Genomic DNA, 16,042 nt, shown 5'->3' with positions numbered 1-16,042 from the left:
CGTTCCAAACTCTATCAGGGTTTTTCCGTCCCCCTGACCACTCCCCTGCAGGCATGCAGAAGATGATCCCGGGATAGGATCTGACGAATTTGGTTTCTGCTTAGCGATGCACGCTTTCGCGTTGCTCCGCCTCAAGCAGGAGTACGACTGTACACGGGGCGCTGAAGCGCGTGCAAATCGACCGAGCTGGTGGTCTAGACCACTACCTGGTAGCTTCTATCCGGAACCGCCACTTCACATGACATACGCTGCTGCTCAGTGCCGTCCGGGACAGGCAGTGACGGCCCGCATGCAGCTCCACTCCTGGGAGGCTTCCCATGACCACCGTGACGTCCCCTCTCGCTGGACGTGCCATCGGACTGGCCGCCGTGCCGGATCCGGTCTTCTCCGGGGCCATGGTCGGCCCGGGCACTGCGATCGACCCCGTGCGTGAGCCCTCCGAGGCCGTATCGCCCGTGGACGGCGTCATCGTTTCCCTGCACCCGCACGCCTTCGTCGTGGTCGACGAGAGCGGGCACGGCGTGCTCACCCACCTCGGCATCGACACGGTTCAGCTCAACGGCGAAGGCTTCGAGCTGCTCGTCAACAAGGGCGACACCGTGACGCGCGGGCAGACCATCGTGCGCTGGAACCCCGTCGCCGTCGAGGCCGCCGGCAAGTCGCCGGTGTGCCCCGTCGTGGCACTCGAGGCCACCGCGGAGTCCCTCTCTGACCTGCGTGACAGCGGTGACGTGAAGGCCGGCGACAGCCTCTTCTCCTGGAACTGATGGCAGTGCCGTCGTAGGACGGCGTACAGGACAACCACCGCGGCGGCGGGCCCCGCCGCACTATCGGAGACGGGTGAGATGGAGACAACGCTGCGAGGCGTCGGCGTGAGCCACGGTGTGGCGATCGGCGAGGTTCGGCACATGGGAACGGCGGTGCTCGAGCCGCCGGCCAGGCAGATCCCGGCGGAGGAGGCGGAGCGCGAGCAGGGGCGGGCGCGCCAGGCTGTGGACGCCGTGGCGGCCGATCTGATGGCGCGCGGCAATCTGGCGGGGGGCGAGGCCCAGGCCGTGCTCGAGGCACAGGCCATGATGGCCCAGGATCCCGAGCTGATGGCGGACGTCGAGCGGCGCATCGCCGTCGGCAGCACGGCGGAACGTGCGGTGTACGACGCGTTCGCGGCGTACCGCGAGCTGCTGGCCGCCGCCGGGGAGTACCTCGCCGGGCGCGTGGCCGACCTTGATGACGTGCGGAATCGTATCGTCGCCCGACTGCTCGGGGTGCCCATGCCGGGTGTCCCGGACAGTGACGAGCCCTATGTGCTGGTGGCGCGTGACCTGGCTCCGGCCGACACGGCGCTGCTGGATCCGGCTCTGGTGCTCGGGTTCGTGACCGAGGAGGGCGGGCCGACCAGTCACAGCGCGATCCTGGCGCGGGCGCTGGGCGTTCCGGCCGTCGTGGCGCTGCCGGGCGCCGGTGAGCTGGCCGAGGGTACGATGATCGCCGTCGACGGCAGCACCGGTGACATCTTCGTGAACCCGAGCGACGAGAAGAAGGCGGAGCTGCGGGTCGCTGCCGCCGAGCGCAAGGCCGCGCTGGCCGCCTCGACCGGGCCGGGTGTGACGGCCGACGGTCACAAGGTGCCGCTGCTGGCCAATGTCGGCGGTCCGTCGGACGTGCCGGCCGCGGTGGAGGCCGGGGCCGAGGGCGTCGGTCTGTTCCGTACCGAGTTCCTGTTCCTGGACGACAGCAAGAACGCGCCGTCCGAGCAGAAGCAGGTGGAGGCCTACCGGCAGGTGCTGGAGGCGTTCCCCGAGGGCCGTGTGGTCGTGCGGGTCCTGGACGCGGGTGCGGACAAGCCGCTGGAGTTCCTGACTCCGGCGGACGAGCCGAACCCTGCGCTCGGCGTGCGTGGTCTGCGGACGCTGCTCAACCACCCCGAGATCCTGCGTACGCAGCTGACCGCGCTGGCGACGGCCGCGGAGGGGCTGCCGGTCTACCTCGAGGTCATGGCGCCGATGGTGGCGGACCGTGCGGATGCGAAGGCGTTCGCGGACGCCTGCCGTGAGGCGGGGCTGCGGGCCAAGTTCGGTGCGATGGTGGAGATCCCGTCGGCCGCGCTGCGGGCCCGTTCGATCCTGCAGGAGGTCGAGTTCCTGTCGCTGGGGACCAACGACCTCGCGCAGTACACGTTCGCCGCGGACCGGCAGGTGGGTGCGGTGTCGCGGCTTCAGGACCCGTGGCAGCCCGCGCTGCTCGACCTGGTCGCGCTGTCCGCCGAGGCGGCCAAGGCCGAGGGCAAGAGCTGCGGTGTGTGCGGTGAGGCCGCGTCCGACCCGCTGCTGGCCTGTGTGCTGACGGGTCTGGGTGTCACCTCCCTGTCCATGGGTGCGGCGTCGATTCCTTATGTCCGGGCGACGCTGGCGAAGTACACGCTGGCGCAGTGCGAGCGGGCAGCCGCTGCCGCGCGTGCGTCGGACAGCGCCGAGGAGGCGCGCAGTGCGGCTCGGGCGGTGCTGTCCGGCGAGTAGTCGTGCCGGCGATTTGCTTCCGGTGTTCAGGGGCGCCCCGCCTTCGGGTGGGGCGCCCCTGGCGCGTTCAGTGGCGGTGTCCCGGTGCCGTGCCGTCCTCTCCGAGGTCGGGCGGTACGCAGTAGTCGACGCCTGACTCGGGGGCGATGAGGTCGCCGGATTCGACGTCGGTGCAGTAGGCGTCGAAGACTTCTGCGGCGGTCAGTGGTTCCAGACCGCCTCCGCGCAGCCGCCAGCCGTGGACGCGGTCGGCCGCATCGGGGGCGCTGATGCGCATGACGAGTCCGCCGGGGCTGTTGGTGGCGAGGCCGAGGGCCAGGACGCTGGTGAATTCGAGGGCTTCGGCCTCGTCGAGTTCGATGGCCCCTTCGGTGCCGTCGTCGGCGTGCAGGACGGAGACGAGGGTTTCCGGTGGTCCGGAGACGCTGCAGACGAGGTGCCGGTCGCCGGGTGGAGCGGTGTCGAGGATGCGGACGACGAGGTCGGAGGCGCGGGCGAAGGCCGCGCGGCCGATGTCCTCGCCGCAGGTGGGGCAGGGGCCGAGGCGGGTCAGAAGGGTGGTGGCGTACTCCCAGGTGGCCTGCCGTACGGCCTCGTCGACGAGGGTGGGCAGGAGCACGGCGAGGGGGCGGCCGTCGTAGGGGATGGTGGGGCCGATGGCGGCCAGTTCTGCGGTGAACCGGGTGCGGCTGGCCGGGGCTTCCGGGTCGAGGCCGGTGTCCGCGCAGAATGCGGCGTAGTCCTCGGGGTCGAAGAGGGCCAGTGTGGTGTGGCTGCCCTGGGCCTCGCGGCTCTTGAGGAGGGCTTCCACCTGCTGGAGGTAGGTGGTGTGGTCGTCGAAGGCGAAGCTGCGGTAGCGCCGCATGGCGCGGAAGTCGTGCTCGTCGGTGAGCAGGCCGATGGTGCCGGCGATTTCGCGGCGCAGGACGCGTCGCATGGTCTGGTGGTCGGTGTGCGCCATGTTTCCCCCACATGCACAGTCGATCAATGCTCACTCACAGTAACCGGCGGCACTGACAACGGGCTTCGCTGGAGGCGGTCGCGTACCAGACGATGCTGAATTGCGCAGGTCAGGGCGATGGTGGTGCCGAAGAGGGTCCAGCCGAGGGGGCCGGTGGCGATGGCTGCGGTGACGGCGAGCGGGCCGATGCTGCGCTGGGCGGACTGGGCGAGGCCGTGGACGCCGAGGTAGGCGCCGAGGGCGTTGTCCGGGGCGAGGGCCACGGAGAGTTCCCAGGAGACGGTGGCGTGGAGCATCTCGGCCAGGGTGAAGGTGGCGGCCGAGGCGGTGAGCAGGCAGACGGCCCGCAGGGTGCCGCCGGTGGCGGAGAAGGCCATGGTGATGCCGCCGAGGGCGAAGGCGACGGACAGCGGAAGGAGGAGGTTCCGGGCGGCCGCGGTGGAGGTGCCGTAGCGGGCGAGTGGCACTTGGAGGGCCACCACCATCAGGTTGTTGAGGACGAGCAGCAGGGGTGCGAGGCCGTGGGGCACGCCCTGGCTGTGCGCGATCCACAGAGGCAGGCCGATCTTGAACACGGTGTCGTCGAGGAAGAGGACGGTCTCGGTCGCGACGTAGGCGAGGTAGGTGCGGTCGCGCCAGGGGTTGGCCGGCCTGCCGTTGCGGGGTGCGTCGTCGGCGGTGGCGGCGATGCGGGTGATCGACGGGGGCTCCGCGCAGGGCAGGGTGAGGAGCGCGACCATGACGAAGGAGAGGCCGTCGCCGGCGAGGAGCCAGCAGTAGGCCGTGGTGGTGCCGAGGGTGAGTGCGGCCGCCGCGGCGAGGCCGCCCAGGGCCCAGCCGGCGTTGGAGACGGTGCGGTTGACCGCCTGGTAGCGGACCCGGTCGGCTCCGGCGACGCGGGTGGCGTAGAGCTTGGTGAGGACGCTGGAGGCGCGGTCGCCGAGACTCCCGACCGCGGAGTACGCGAGCAGCAGGGGGTAGTGGTCGGTGGTGAGCAGGGCGAAGGAGGCGAGGGCGCGCAGGACTTGGAGGGCGATCAGGACGCGGGTGAGGGGAAACCGGTCGGCGATACGGCCGCCGAGAGGGGCGCCCGCGATGCCGATGGCGCCGGAGACCGCGGCGAGCGTGCCGACCTGCGCGATGGAGAGGCCTGACACGTAGGTGAAGTAGAGGACGGAGACGGATGCCCACAGGCCGCTGCCGATGCGGTCGAGGAAGGTGATGAGGAGCATCCGGCGTCCGTCGTGGCCTCCGGGTATGCGCGGCGTCCGGCCTGCCGCGCGTGGTTTCGCGTCCACTGTTCCCCCTTGTGCGGAGCTTGTGTTGAGTTATGTATTGGTACATAATTTCCAACGTGGCAACACAATATGAGATCAGTGGTACGACGGCCAAGGGAATTGCCGGCTCCGTCGAACGCGGCGTGACCGAAGGAGCGCTGCCGCCAGGAGCCGCGCTGCCGCCGGTACGACGGCTCGCGGACGAGCTGGGGGTGAGTCCGGGCACGGTCGCGACGGCCTACAAGGAGTTGCGGCGGCGGGGCATCGTCGTCACGCGCGGGCGGGGCGGCACGGTGGTCGCGCCGGCTCCGGCAGTCGCTTCGCGGCGGCCGCCCAAGGTGCCGGAAGGGCTGCGGGACCTGGCCGGCGGGCATCCCGATCCGGCGCTGTTGCCCGCTCTGGTGCCGCCTTCACGGCTCTCTCCCGGCACCCGAGCCCATCGCTCCACTCCCCGGCTCGCGCGGCTCGAGGACGCCGTACGCGACTGGCTCGGGGCGGACGGCATCCCCGTGGAGCACGTGACGTTCGCGCACGGGGCGCTGGACCTGATCGGCCGGGTGCTGTCGGTGGAGTTGCGGCCCGGCGACGGGGTGGCCATGGAGGATCCGGGCTATCACCATCTGCTGGATCTGGTGACGGCGTTGGGGCTGCGGATGGTCCCGGTCGCCGTGGATGACGAGGGGATGCGTCCGGACGCCCTGCGCATGGCGCTGCGGGCCGGTGTGCGGGCGGTGGTGTTCAGTCCGCGGGCGCAGAATCCGTACGGCGGCTGTTTCTCCGCGGCGCGGCGGGACGCGCTGGCCGACTCGCTGCGGGGCGAGTCCGATGTGCTCGTGGTGGAGAACGATCACGCCTCCGAGGTGGCCGACGCCCCCCTGCACACGGTCACCGGTGCGGGACTGGCCCGCTGGGTGCACGTGCGGACCGTGAGCAAGTTCCTGGGGACCGATCTGCGGTGGGCGGCCGCGGCCTGTGACCCGGTCACGCTCGCCCGGCACGACGGACGGCTGCTGCTGACCTCGGGCTGGGTCAGTCACCTGCTGCAGGAAACCGTGCACGGGCTGATGACGGACGAGGGCACGCGTGGGTTGGTCGCACGCGCGCGTGAGACGTACGCACTCCGCCGTACCGCCCTGGCCGGGGAACTGGCCGCACAGGGCATCGCGTCGCACGCCGCGAGCGGGATGAACCTGTGGGTGCCCGTGCGCGACGAGTCGGCGGCGGTGAACGGGCTGCGCTCGTACGGGTGGTGGGTCGCGGCCGGTGCGCGCTTCCGTCTGGCCTCCGCGCCGGGGGTCCGGATCACGGCCGCGGATCTGGAACCGGCCGAGGCCAAGCGGCTGGCCTCGGACTTCGCCACCGTGCTCGGCGAGTCCGAGGCCACCTATGGAGGGTGACGTGGCGGTGGGTCAGGCGCGCTTGCGGGCCAGTTCCTCGTAGAAGCCGATCAGGGCGAGGTTGTCGACGGACCCGGGGTTGACGGCCTTCTCCAGGGGCGTGCCCTGGAGAAGGCGCTTGACCGGGACCTCGATGCGCTTGCCGGTGAGGGTGTGCGGGATGCCGGGGACCTCGATGATCTCGTCGGGCACGTGGCGCGGGGAGAGCTGTTCGCGGATGGTCTGCTTGATGCGGTCCAGCAGCGCTTCGTCCAGGACGGCGCCCGGCGCCAGGTGCACGAACAGTGGCATCCAGTAGCCCCCGTCGGGCAACTCGATGCCGATGACGAGGGACTCCTTGATCTCGGGCAGGCGCTCGACGACCTCGTAGATGTCGGCCGAGCCCATGCGCACGCCCTGCCGGTTGAGCGTGGAGTCGGAGCGGCCGTGGATGATCACGGACCCGCGCGAGGTGACGGTGATCCAGTCGCCGTGGCGCCAGACGCCGGGGTAGGTGTCGAAGTAGCTGTCGTGGTAGCGGCTGCCGTCGGGGTCGTTCCAGAAGCGGATCGGCATCGAGGGCATGGGGTTGGTGACGACCAGCTCGCCCACCTCGTCGACAAGGGGCTTGCCGCTCGGGTCCCAGGACTGCAGGTCGGTGCCGAGGCCCGGCGCCTGGAGTTCCCCGGTGTACACCGGCAGGGTCGGTACGGCTCCGGCGAAGCAGGAGCAGACGTCCGTGCCGCCGCTGACGGAGGCGATCCACAGGTCGTCGCGGACCTCGTCGTGCAGCCAGCGGAAACCGTCGGGGGGCAGGGGCGAGCCGGTGGTGGCGACACACTGCAGCCGGGAGAGGTCGAAGTCACGGGAGGGGTGTACGCCCGCCTTGCGACAGGCCATGACATAGGCGGCCGAGGTGCCGTAGAGGGTCGCGCCGGTGCGTTCGGCGATCCGCCACTGGGCGCCCGTGTCCGGGTAGCCGGGGCTGCCGTCGTACAGGACGATCGTGGTGCCCGTGAGCAGGCCGGAGACGAGGAAGTTCCACATCATCCAGCCGGTCGAGGTGTACCAGAAGAAACGATCCTCGGGGCCGAGATCGCAGTGCAGGCCGAGCTGTTTGAGGTGCTCGACGAGGATGCCGCCCTGGGACTGCACGATCGCCTTGGGCAGGCCGGTCGTACCGGAGGAGTACAGCACCCACAGGGGGTGAGCGAAGGGGACCTGCTCGAACAAGGGCTCGACGTCGGCCGCGGTCAGGGCAGACCACTGGAGCGCGCCCTCGGGTGCTTGCGTGCCGAGGAGCGGAATGTGGACGACGGCACGCAGGGTGGGCAGCTCGCGGCGCAGTTCGGCGACGATCTCGCGGCGGTCGTGCTCCTTGCCGCCGTAGCGGTAGCCGTCGACGGTGAACAGCACGACGGGCTCGACCTGCTGGAAGCGGTCGAGGACGCTGCGGGCGCCGAAGTCGGGTGCGCAGGAGGTCCACACGGCGCCCACGGCGGCCGTGGCGAGGAGGGCGACCACGGCCTCGGGGATGTTCGGGAGGTAGCCGCTGACGCGGTCGCCGGGACGTACACCGAGGGCGCGGAGTTCGGCGGCGAGGGAGCCCACCTGGCGGCGCAGCTCGGACCAGCTGACCGGGAGCGGTTCATGGGTCTCGTCGACGTACAGGAGGGCGGGCTCGGCCGGGCGGTCGGCCGCGGCGCGCAGGGCGTGCTCGGCGTAGTTGAGGGTGGCTCCGGGGAACCACTGGGCGCCCGGCATCGAGCGGTCGCCGAGCACGCGCGCGTAGGGGGTCGAGAACCGTACGTCGAACCACTCGGTGACGGCTTTCCAGAAGGCGTCCAGCTGGTCGACGGACCACCGGTGCAGTGCCGGGTAGCCTCCCTCGGCCGGGGCACCGTGGCGCTCGGCGGCCCAGGCCTGGAACTTGGTGATGCGGGCCTGGGCGATCCGCTCGGGATCGGGCTGCCAGAGCGGCTGGGGGTTCGCGGTCGACATGGGGCGGCTCCCGGACTGTGCGCGTCGTGTGCGTCGGTCCGCGCACGTGCTGGGGTGTGCGCGTGACGCGGCTGACAGGGACGATGCCATGTGATCGACTTCTACACCAGGGTGCGCCCCACATGGTCCGTGTCGTGAAGATGTGGTCCCGGCACGGGTGAACGGAAGTTGAACGACACGCGCGCGTGAGGCGGTCAGTGGCAGGGTGAGCAGCATGGACGGTCGTGACCTGGTGCGTTCGGTGAGTGTGGTCGGTTCGGGGAGGGCGGCTCAGGGGTTGCGTACCGTGCGGGCCGCTTGGCGCAGGCGGCGTATCGACGCCTCCGGGCTACCACCGCGGGGGGCCGAGCGCGCACGGGTCCCGGGGCAGGTGCAGGGCGTCGAGCCGGGCCCGGGGGGCGGTCTGATCCGTTTCGGCCGGTCCGAGCTGCGGATCACCGTCGCGGTCAACGGGGCGGTCTTCTGGGGCTGGGACGGGGCGGGTCCGGAACCGTCGTACGCGCTTGCCGGGGGCTGTCCCGAGCCGGATCCGCGGGCGGTGCTGGAGCCGGACAAGGACGGTGGCTGGCGGGTCGTGGCCGAGCGGGTCACGATCGTCGTCTCCCGGCACGGCGCGGTGCAGGTGTGCACGCCCGGCGGTGTGCTGCTGCGGCGGGATCTGCCGCCGCGGTGGTGGGAGCCGGTCGGCGGGGGCACGGCGCGGTGGATGCAGCGGTCGGAGGTGGCGGCGGACGCCCGGTTCTTCGGCCTGGGCGGGCGCGCCGCGGGGCCTCGGCTGCGGGACGGCACGTACCGGCTGTGGAACACCGATCCGGGCCGGGCGTTCGGGCCTGGCGACGATCCGCTGTACCTGACCATGCCGGTGCAGCTGGTGGTGGCGGACGCCGCGGCCCATCTGGTGTTCCACGACACCACGTGGGACGGCAGGGTGACCCTGCGGGAGGGTGAGGAGGGCGCCGGGTCCGGGCACGACCATGCCGGGCGCTGTGAGGTACGCATGGAAGGCGGTCCGCTGCGCTGCTGGGTGATGGTGGGCACCCCCGCGCGCGTGCTGCACACCTGGGCGTCGCTGACCGGGGCACCCGCGCTGCCGCCCGCCTGGGCGCTCGGCCACCATCACGCGCGGTGGGGATTCGGCAGCGAGCAGGAGGTGCGCCGGATCGTCGCGGGCTATCAGGAGCGCGGTCTGCCGCTGGACGCCGTCCACCTGGACATCGACCACTACGAGGACCACCAGGTGTTCACCGTCGCCCCGGAGCGCTTCCCGAAGCTGCCGGCGCTCGCCGAGGAGCTGCGCCGGGACGGGATCCGGCTGGTGTCGATCGTCGACCCGGCGGTGAAGGCCGTCCCGGGCAACGCCGTGTACGACACAGGGTCGGCCGTGGACGCGTTCGTACGGGACGCCTCGGGGCGCTCGGTGCGGGGCGAGGTGTGGGCCGGCGAGTCGGTGTTCCCGGACTTCACGCACGCGCGCGTGCGCAAGTGGTGGGGCGGGCTCTACGAGGAACGGCTGGAGCAGGGCTTCGCGGGGTTCTGGCACGACATGAACGAGCCGACGTCGTTCAACGCCTTCGGTGAGCCGACGCTGCCGCGTTCGGCCCGGCACGCCCTGGAGGGGCGTGGCGGCGACCACCGGGAGGCGCACAACGTGTACGCGCTCTGCATGGCCAGGGCGGCCTACGAGGGGCTGCGCGAGCTGACGCCCCAGGAGCGGCCGTTCCTGTTCTCGCGGTCCGGCTGGGCGGGCATGCAGCGCTACGGCGGCACGTGGTCGGGGGACGTGGCGACGGGCTGGCCGGGCTTGCGGGCGTCCCTGTCGCTGGTGCTGGGCCTCGGGCTGTGCGGGGTGCCCTACTCGGGGCCGGACGTGGGCGGCTTCGACGGGAGTCCGTCGCCGGAGCTGTATCTGCGATGGTTCCAGCTCGGCGCGTACCTGCCGCTGTTCCGTACGCACGCGAGTCTGCGGGCAGGACGCCGGGAGCCGTGGGAGTTCGGTCCCGAGGTGCTGGAGCACGCGCGCGTGGCGCTGGTCGAACGCCGGCGTCTGCTGCCGTACTTCATGACGCTGGCGCACCTGGCGCGGCGCACCGGCGCGCCCTATGTGCGGCCGCTGTGGTGGGGGGCGCCGGAGGACCGCGCGCTGCGCGACTGCGAGGACGCGTTCCTGCTCGGCGACTGTCTTCTGGTGGCGCCGGTCCTGGACCCGGGGGCCGACCGGCGTGCGGTGCAGCTGCCGCGGGGCCGTTGGTACGACACGGTGACGGAGCAGGCGTACGAGGGTCCGGCGCAGGTTCTCGTGGATGCGCCGCTGTCGCGGATTCCGGTGCTCGCGCGCGCGGGTGCGGTCGTCCCCGTACGTGGCGAGGACGGCGGCCTCGAGCTGGAGGTGTGGGCGCCCGCCCGTGGACGGACCGGGGGCGGGCTGGTCGTGCGGGACGCGGTCGAGGGCCGGGACGAACCGGCGATCGAGCGCTACACCGCACGCCTGCAGGGCCGGCGGGTGATGGTCACCCAGGAGCGGGAGGACGGCGCGGGTGAGCCGCCCTGCCCGGTGCGCATACGGGGTCTCGGCTGAGCGGCCGACCTCAGAGGTAGCGGCCCTCGAACCATCCCCGCACGGCCAGGGTGTGCAGCGGGAAGGCGAGCTCCTCGGGCCTGCGCAGCAGGTGCCAGCCTTCGGTCTCGTCCGTGGCCTCGGAGCGCGGGAGCCCTTCGGCCGGGCGTTCCGGAAGGAGTCCGAACAGCAGCAGATGCCCGTCGGGGGAACTCATGGCGTCCACGAGCCGCACGTCGCGGGCGGACGCGTCGATGCCCGTCTCCTCCTTGAGTTCGCGGACGACGGCCTGCTTCCAGTCCTCCCGGTCGTCGATGTAGCCGCCGGGCAGTGCCGTGCCTCCGCGCGCGGGGGCGACGGTTCGGGTGATGACCACCAGGGCCGTGCCCTTGGTGTCGTACACGGGCTGGAGCGCGATCGCGACCGGCAGCGGGTTGCGGTAGGCGACGGTCCCGCAGGACGGGCACGTGCGCGGCCAGCCGGAGATGCCCTCCCCGTAGGGCGCTCCGCAGCCAGAACAGTGGGAGCCCGGCACGGAGTTGGCAGTTGAGTGCTGATTTTCGGACACGCGCGGACTGTATCCGATCAGGTGAAGGACATGTTCCAGCAACGGCGCACAGAAGAACGGCACGGATGAGGAGGGGTGGCCGGGACCACCCCCGTCGGCCCCGGCCACCCCGCCCTGTTACCACGACGCCGAAACAGGCCGTCCGGTTCGCCGGTACACCCTGCCCATTTCCGGTTGCCCATGGCACACTTCTGACGCTTCGTCAGATCACCTCGCCGGGAGGAACGTTGTCGCGCACACGCACACCCGCGGTCTCCGGCTGGTTCGGCGGCGAGGGGGACCGATTCCGGCTCCTGGGCACCCGCTGCTCGTCCTGCGCCTGCGTCTTCTTCCCGCGCGAGGACAGCCATTGCCGCAACCCGCACTGCGCGGGTGGCACCCTGGAGGAGGTCCCACTGTCACGAAAGGGCCGGATCTGGTCGTACACGGACAGCCGATACCGCCCTCCGTCACCCTATGTGAGCAATCCGGAACTTCCATGGGAGCCGTACGCGTTGATCGCGGTGGAGCTGGAGTCCGAGCGGATCGTGGTGCTGGGACAGGCGGTTCCCGGGGTCACCGTCGCCGATCTGACGGTGGGCATGGAGGTGGAGGTCGTCCCCGGAGTGCTCGACGAGGACGCGGAGACGACCTGGACGACCTGGCACTGGCGGCCGACGGGGGTGACGGCATGACGGCGGAGGTGGCGGTGCTCGGTGTGGGCATGCACCCGTGGGGCAAGTGGGGGCGCAGCTTCACCGAGTACGGGACGGCAGCGGCCCTCGCGGCCCTCATGGACGCCGGCCTCGACTGGCCGGACGTCGGCTCTGTCGTGGGCGCGGACACGGTGCGTGGCGGATATCCGGGGTACGTGGCGGGAGCGACGTTCGCCAGGGCACTGGGCTGGCAGGGAGCCCGGGTCGCCAGCGTCTACGCGGCCTGCGCGTCCGGAGCGCAGGCGATCGCGACCGCACGGGCGCAGATCCTCGCCGGGCTGGCGGACGTCGTCCTCGTGGTGGGGGCGGACGCCGCGCCCAAGGGGTTCTTCCGCCCCGCGGGCGGGGATCGCCCCGACGATCCGGACTGGCTGCGGTTCCGTCTGCTGGGCGCGACGAACCCGGCGTACTTCGGGCTGTACGCGCGCCGGCGGATGGCGGTGCATGGCGACACACTGGAGGACTTCGCCCTGGTCAAGGTGAAGAACGCCGCCCTGGGGGCGCTCAACCCGTACGCGCGCTACCGCAAGCGGGTCACCGCCGAGGAGGTCGCCGCCTCCGCGGTGGTCGCCGATCCGCTGCGACTGCTCGACATCTGCGCGACCTCCGACGGCGGCGCCGCCCTGGTGCTGTGCAGCATGGACTTCGCACGCCGGCACGGGGTGGCGCGGCCGGTGCGGATCCGGGCCGTGTCGACGGTGACACCGCGCTTCCCGAACACGCTGCTGGATCTGCCGGACATCGCCACCGACTCGGCCGCCGCGGTGGAGCCCCCGGGCGAGACCCTCCGGGCGTCCATCGCCCGGACCGCCTACGAGGAGGCGGGCATCGGCCCCGAGGACCTGTCCCTGGCGGAGGTGTACGACCTGTCCACCGCGCTGGAACTGCAGTGGTACGAGGATCTGGGGCTGTGCGGCGAGGGCGAGGGCGCGAAACTCCTGCGGGAGGGGGCAACGGCCCCGGGCGGCCGCATACCCGTCAACACCAGTGGCGGGCTCGCCTCCTTCGGTGAGGCGGTGCCGGCCCAGGCCATCGCCCAGGTCTGCGAGGTGGCCCGGCAGTTGAGGGACGCGGCGGGCGACCGGCAGGTCGCCGGGGCGCGCGTGGGGATCACGGCGAACCAAGGGCTGTTCGGACACGGATCGTCGGTGATCGCGGTGCGGTGAGCGGAGCCCGCCATGGGCGGTGTGCGACAGGAGGGTCTCATGCGGTGGTCCACGCTGCGTGATCACCCCGGAATGCTGCGTGAACGTCTCATGAACTGGGCCTGGGCGTACACGGGCAGCGACATCATGCTCCCGTGCACTCCTGGACGGATACTCTGCGCTTTGCCTTCCAGCCGGTGGTCAACCTGAGGACTGGCGCGGTCGCCGCACTGGAGATACTCGCCCGCCCGGAGACCGGCGACGTCCTGGCCGAAGCCCGCCGAGACCCCGAACTCGATGGCAGGCTGGCCGTGTTGGCCCTCCGTGCAGCCACTCGTAAGGAGACTCTGCTGCCGCTGCATCTCAACGTGTTCGCGGCCACGCTCGCCGACCTCGGCGGCCTCGCCCCGCTGCACGACGCCGTACGCGCGGGGGGACGGATGCCCTGGGAGGTGACCCTCGACGTAGTGCCGCCCTACACCCACGTGCCCCAACGGGCGCTGCTGGAGGCGGTGGCCGCGCTGCGCGACCAGGGGTTCCGGATCAGCGCCGACGGCATCGGGGACGGAGACGTTCCCCTCAGGCTGCTCACCGACCTCTCCCCCGACCTCGTGAAGCTCGACGCCTCGCTGCTGGCCCGGCCGGCCGCGGTCCGGGCGATGCGGACGCTGTGCGAGCAACTGGGCGCCCTGGTGGCGGTGGAGGGCGTGGAGACCGAACTGCAGTGTGCGGCGGCGCTGTCGGCCGGAGCACAACTGGCCCAGGGCGAGCTGTTCGCGCCGCCGGCCCGGATCCCGGCGGCGGACGTATATGTTCCGCCCTGTTCCCCCGGTGCCGTGGCCGTGCCCCGCTCCGGGCCGTCGGTGCGGGAGTTCGTGCGGCCCGCCGCCGTCCTGCCGGTCACCGCTTCGGCAGGGCAGGTACGGGCGCTGCTGACCGGCAAGCCGGACGTCTCCGGGGTGCTGCTCGTGGACCAGGCCGGGGTGCCCGTCAGATCGGTGCACCGGTCGCGCTTTCTGTTGTCGATGTCCGGCCGGTACGGGCACGCCCTGTACGCGGACCGGCCCGCCTTCAAACTGGGCGACGCGCCGCGCACGGTCGGTGTCGACGCCACCGCCTGGGAGGTGCTGGACGTGGTGGCGATCGGCGGCCGCGACCGCACCTCTGATGATGTGGCGGTCGTCGACCACCGCAGCCGGTGCGTGGGCGTCGTACGCCTCGCGGATCTCGTGCGGGCGCTGGCCGAGACGCGGGTGGAGGAGGCGGCCGGCCTCAATCCGCTGACCCGGCTGCCGGGTTCCGATGCGATCACGACTGAGGTGGACCGGCGGATCGCCGACGGGCGGGCGTTCGCGCTCAGTTGGCTGGACATCGACCACTTCAAGCAGGTCAACGACGGTTCCGGGTTTGCGGCCGGCGACGAGCTGATCCGCTCGGTGGGCCGGGCGCTGCAACAGACAGTGGCCGCCCACACGCGCGTGGGTCACATCGGCGGGGACGACTTCCTGGTACTGGCCGAGGAGGAAGTGCTCGATCCGCTGGTCGCCGCCGTGCTCGACGCGCCCTGGGCGGCGGGCGGCCGCCCGGTCACGCTGTCCCTCGCGACCATCGTGTGCGTGCCCGGCAGCGTGTCCGATCACCGGCAGGCCGCCGCCCACCTCGCTCCGCTGAAGAAGACGGCGAAGGCGCTGAGCGGGACGAGCTGGGTACTCGGGCGCGCGGGACTGCCCGGGCATGAGATCCGGCGCGGTTCCGGGGCGGCCCCGGCCCAGGCGAAGTGCGCGGCCGCCGAACCCCTCGGGTGAACGTCCCTGTCGTTTGCGGCCGTTGAACACCCACCTGCGGGAAGGGAGGCGTCGGCTCCCGGTCCCGGGCAACCGCTGTCATCGTTGCCGTCGGCGACCTTGACGGTCCCTCTGAGCCGGTGAACACTTCCCGGTGTCAGCCGACATCGCCGTACATTCACGGCGTAATCAGGCACTGCGCCGTGGGCCTTTCCTGTTCCACGGTCCGTCCTCCTGGGCGATCCGGCTGCGACGGCACGTTCGTCACGGACGCCGGGCGGGGCGCGGGGCCCTCCCTGCCTTCGGCTGAAGTCGCCAAGGGAACCGTTCCTGCACGGAGGGCCGGGGTCGCTCGCCCCGAGCCGGCGCCTAGGGAGCCGCCATGAGCAACGGAGACATTTTCGTCGGCGAAGTCATCGGCACCGCGATCCTGATCCTGTTCGGTGCCGGTGTCTGCGCCGCCGTCACCCTCAGATATTCCAAGGCGCGGGCCTCGGGGTGGGTCGTCATCGCGTTCGGCTGGGGGTTCGGCGTGCTCGCGGGCGCCTACACCGCCGCTCCCCTCTCCGGCGGTCAGCTCAATCCCGCGGTGACCATCGGCATCGCCGTGGACACCGGCAAGTGGGGCAAGGTCTGGGTCTATCTGCTGGGCCAGATCGTGGGCGCGATGCTGGGTGCGGTCCTCGCCTACCTGGTGTATCTCGCGCAGTTCCAGGCCAACGTCCAAAACGAGGACACACCCGAGGGCCCCGACGAAGAACCGGTGCCGACCCTCGGCATCTTCTCGACCGTCCCGGAGATCCGGCACCCGGTCGCGAACCTCATCACCGAGATCATCGCGACGATGGCGCTGGTGCTGCCGATCCTCGCCTTCGGACTGACTAAGGGCCTCGGCGAGTCCGGCACCACGGTGCTGATCGTCTCGCTGCTCGTCGTCGGCATCGGACTCTCCCTCGGCGGGCCCACCGGCTACGCCATCAACCCGGCGCGTGACCTCGGACCGCGCATCGTGCACGCCTTCCTGCCGATCCCGAACAAGGGCACGTCCGACTGGGGTTACGCATGGATCCCGGTGGTCGGCCCGCTGATCGGCGGGGCGCTCGCGGGCCTCGTCTACAACGCGGCCTTCTGACCCAGCGACCCGACCCAGCGACCCAGGGACAGC

General features: G+C 71.6%; 12 protein-coding genes. 8 read left to right on the top strand and 4 right to left on the bottom strand.

Going from position 1 to position 16,042, the window contains the following annotated elements:
• Positions 1-317: 317 nt before the first annotated feature.
• Both AQI88_RS13395 and ptsP read left to right on the top strand, forming a co-directional pair.
• Entirely contained in the window at positions 318-767 is a 450-nt protein-coding gene (locus tag AQI88_RS13395; protein WP_066997124.1) for a PTS sugar transporter subunit IIA, read from the top strand.
• 78 nt (positions 768-845) lie between these two features.
• Positions 846-2,516, top strand: coding sequence for a phosphoenolpyruvate--protein phosphotransferase (gene ptsP / locus AQI88_RS13390; RefSeq protein WP_066997122.1), 1,671 nt, complete (start codon positions 846-848; stop codon positions 2,514-2,516).
• A gap of 67 nt (positions 2,517-2,583) precedes the next feature.
• Here the strand turns inward: ptsP and AQI88_RS13385 are convergent, their stop codons facing one another.
• On the bottom strand, positions 2,584-3,477 hold the full coding sequence (locus tag AQI88_RS13385) for a hypothetical protein (protein WP_066997119.1): 894 nt from the start codon (positions 3,475-3,477) through the stop codon (positions 2,584-2,586).
• Positions 3,478-3,500: 23 nt separating this feature from the next.
• Entirely contained in the window at positions 3,501-4,709 is a 1,209-nt protein-coding gene (locus AQI88_RS13380) for an MFS transporter (protein ID WP_066997116.1), read from the bottom strand.
• 122 nt (positions 4,710-4,831) lie between these two features.
• Here AQI88_RS13380 and AQI88_RS13375 point away from each other — a divergent pair, with 122 nt between their 5' ends.
• The gene (locus AQI88_RS13375; protein WP_066997112.1) at positions 4,832-6,151 is read left to right on the top strand and encodes an aminotransferase class I/II-fold pyridoxal phosphate-dependent enzyme; all 1,320 of its coding nucleotides are present in this window, start codon (positions 4,832-4,834) and stop codon (positions 6,149-6,151) included.
• Between the two features lie 12 nt (positions 6,152-6,163).
• On the opposite strand, the gene AQI88_RS13370 is transcribed toward AQI88_RS13375, so the two are convergent.
• Entirely contained in the window at positions 6,164-8,131 is a 1,968-nt protein-coding gene (locus AQI88_RS13370) for an acetoacetate--CoA ligase (protein WP_066997109.1), read from the bottom strand.
• Between the two features lie 214 nt (positions 8,132-8,345).
• Here AQI88_RS13370 and AQI88_RS13365 point away from each other — a divergent pair, with 214 nt between their 5' ends.
• Positions 8,346-10,706, top strand: coding sequence for a glycoside hydrolase family 31 protein (locus AQI88_RS13365; RefSeq protein ID WP_079057543.1), 2,361 nt, complete (start codon positions 8,346-8,348; stop codon positions 10,704-10,706).
• 10 nt (positions 10,707-10,716) lie between these two features.
• On the opposite strand, the gene AQI88_RS13360 is transcribed toward AQI88_RS13365, so the two are convergent.
• A complete protein-coding gene (locus AQI88_RS13360; protein WP_066997103.1) occupies positions 10,717-11,253 on the bottom strand; it encodes an NUDIX domain-containing protein in 537 nt (178 codons plus the stop codon).
• Between the two features lie 227 nt (positions 11,254-11,480).
• Here AQI88_RS13360 and AQI88_RS13355 point away from each other — a divergent pair, with 227 nt between their 5' ends.
• The 4 genes from AQI88_RS13355 to AQI88_RS13340 all read left to right on the top strand — a co-directional run bounded on the left by AQI88_RS13355 (position 11,481) and on the right by AQI88_RS13340 (position 16,009).
• Positions 11,481-11,927, top strand: coding sequence for a Zn-ribbon domain-containing OB-fold protein (locus tag AQI88_RS13355; protein WP_066997100.1), 447 nt, complete (start codon positions 11,481-11,483; stop codon positions 11,925-11,927).
• The gene (locus AQI88_RS13350; protein ID WP_066997098.1) at positions 11,924-13,114 is read left to right on the top strand and encodes a lipid-transfer protein; all 1,191 of its coding nucleotides are present in this window, start codon (positions 11,924-11,926) and stop codon (positions 13,112-13,114) included. Before AQI88_RS13355 ends, AQI88_RS13350 begins: the two co-directional genes overlap by 4 nt.
• A 134-nt stretch (positions 13,115-13,248) precedes the next feature.
• A complete protein-coding gene (locus tag AQI88_RS13345) occupies positions 13,249-14,898 on the top strand; it encodes a GGDEF domain-containing protein (protein WP_066997096.1) in 1,650 nt (549 codons plus the stop codon).
• A 361-nt stretch (positions 14,899-15,259) separates the two neighbouring features.
• On the top strand, positions 15,260-16,009 hold the full coding sequence (locus AQI88_RS13340) for an MIP/aquaporin family protein (RefSeq protein WP_066997093.1): 750 nt from the start codon (positions 15,260-15,262) through the stop codon (positions 16,007-16,009).
• Positions 16,010-16,042: the final 33 nt, after the last annotated feature.

This window comes from Streptomyces cellostaticus (assembly GCF_001513965.1).
Classification (GTDB): Bacteria; Actinomycetota; Actinomycetes; order Streptomycetales; family Streptomycetaceae; genus Streptomyces; species Streptomyces cellostaticus.
This window is presented reverse-complemented; position numbering and strand designations above follow the sequence as displayed.

Coding starts and splice junctions, on each gene's coding strand:
- AQI88_RS13395 (WP_066997124.1), top strand. CDS start 318: ATGACCACCGTGACGTCCCCTCTCGCTGGACGTGCCATCGGACTGGCC.
- AQI88_RS13380 (WP_066997116.1), bottom strand. CDS start 4,709: ATGCTCCTCATCACCTTCCTCGACCGCATCGGCAGCGGCCTGTGGGCA.
- ptsP (WP_066997122.1), top strand. CDS start 846: ATGGAGACAACGCTGCGAGGCGTCGGCGTGAGCCACGGTGTGGCGATC.
- AQI88_RS13350 (WP_066997098.1), top strand. CDS start 11,924: ATGACGGCGGAGGTGGCGGTGCTCGGTGTGGGCATGCACCCGTGGGGC.
- AQI88_RS13370 (WP_066997109.1), bottom strand. CDS start 8,131: ATGTCGACCGCGAACCCCCAGCCGCTCTGGCAGCCCGATCCCGAGCGG.
- AQI88_RS13340 (WP_066997093.1), top strand. CDS start 15,260: ATGAGCAACGGAGACATTTTCGTCGGCGAAGTCATCGGCACCGCGATC.
- AQI88_RS13385 (WP_066997119.1), bottom strand. CDS start 3,477: ATGGCGCACACCGACCACCAGACCATGCGACGCGTCCTGCGCCGCGAA.
- AQI88_RS13365 (WP_079057543.1), top strand. CDS start 8,346: ATGGACGGTCGTGACCTGGTGCGTTCGGTGAGTGTGGTCGGTTCGGGG.